Genomic DNA, 222 nt, shown 5'->3' with positions numbered 1-222 from the left:
ATCGAAGCGAAGCTCGACAAGGGTCGTGGCTCGGTCGCAACCGTGCTCATTCAGTCGGGTACGCTGCGCGTCGGTGACGCGATCGTCGCCGGCACCGCGTACGGCCGTGTCCGTGCGATGACCGACGAGAACGGTGACGCGGTCGCCGAGGCACTGCCCTCGCGTCCGGTGCAGGTGCAGGGTCTCTCGAGCGTTCCGCGCGCGGGTGACAACTTCATCGTC

1 protein-coding gene is annotated in these 222 nt (G+C 67.6%); it reads left to right on the top strand.

Annotated features, from left to right (window positions below; translation table 11 throughout):
* On the top strand, positions 1-222 hold a 222-nt coding region (locus AMS65_RS18330), incomplete at both ends, for a hypothetical protein (protein ID WP_368664707.1).

It is taken from the genome of Leucobacter celer subsp. astrifaciens, assembly GCF_001273835.1.
GTDB classification, from domain to species: domain Bacteria; phylum Actinomycetota; class Actinomycetes; order Actinomycetales; family Microbacteriaceae; genus Leucobacter; species Leucobacter celer.
The sequence above is the reverse complement of the archived record's forward strand: the minus strand, read 5'-3'. Positions and strand labels throughout refer to the sequence as shown.